Source organism: Acidiphilium sp. PM (assembly GCF_000219295.1).
Classification (GTDB): domain Bacteria; phylum Pseudomonadota; class Alphaproteobacteria; order Acetobacterales; family Acetobacteraceae; genus Acidiphilium; species Acidiphilium multivorum.
On record NZ_AFPR01000551.1, the window covers coordinates 1 to 1,135 of the forward strand.

The 1,135-nt window shown below is 73.1% G+C and carries 1 pseudogene; it reads right to left on the reverse strand.

Annotation, left to right across the window (positions count from 1 at the left end):
* Positions 1 to 947, reverse strand: a pseudogene (locus tag APM_RS17920) (UDP-glucose dehydrogenase family protein); the annotation flags it as partial.
* Between the last annotated feature and the right edge of the window lie 188 nt (positions 948 to 1,135).

Below are 1,135 nucleotides of genomic sequence, written 5' to 3' on the forward strand. Positions count from 1 at the left end.
CGCGCATGCCGCGCACCGAGCCGCCGGCGGCATCGAGCACGCGGCGGCCGAGCCCGGCCTTGCGCGCGTCGTTCACCGCGACCACCGCCTCGGTCAGGCGGGAGGGGGCGCGGGCGTCCTGGGCGATGCGGGCGAGGGCGAGCGTGTCCTTGGGGGAAGCAGGAGCCGCCGAAGCCGGGGCCGGGGTGGAGGAACTTGGCGCCGATCCGCCGGTCGAGCCCCATGCCGCGGGCGACGCCGTGCACGTCCGCCCCCACCGCCTCGCAGAGATCGGCCATCTCGTTGATGAAGGTGACCTTCATCGCGAGGAAGGCGTTGGCGGCGTATTTGATGAGTTCGGCGGTTTCGAGCCCGGTGATCAGGATCGGCGTCTCGATCAGGTTGAGCGGGCGGTAGAGGGCGCGCAGCACCTCGCGGGCGCGCTCGGTCTCGGCGCCGACGACGACGCGGTCCGGCCGCATGAAGTCGCCGATCGCGCTGCCCTCGCGCAGGAATTCCGGATTCGAGGCGACGTCGATCGCAAGGTCGGGGCGGCGGGCGGCGGCGAGGGCGGCGAGGCGGCGGCCGGTGCCGACCGGGACGGTGGATTTGGTGACCAGCACCGTCGGGTGGTCGAGTGCCGCCAGCACCTGCTCGGCGGCGGCGAAGACATAGGACAGGTCGGCATGGCCGCCGCCGCGCCGCGAGGGCGTGCCGACGGCGATGAACACCGCCTCGGCCCCGGCGATCGCCTCCTCGATGCGGCCGGTGAAGCCGAGACGGCCGGCGGCGCGGTTGCGCTCGACCAGCGGATCGAGCCCCGGCTCGTAGATCGGGATCTCGCCGCGGCGCAGGCGGTCGAGCCGCGCGGGGTCGGTTTCCGCGACCATCACGCTGACGCCGAATTCGGCGAAGCACGCCGCCGACACCAGGCCGACATAGCCGCCGCCGATGATCGCGATCTTCAACACGTTCAGCTCCTCTAACTCGCCTCGGGGATGTTCTGGCAATCATGCGGGCGCGAGGCAATAGGCGCCCGCGCGGGGATCAGGGCGGCGGCGCGTCGCGCTCCCAGTAGGGCGGGGCGCCGAGATGGGCGGCGAAGCCGTCGATGAAGGCGCGGACCTTGGGCGGGACCACGCGCTTGGGCGGGTAG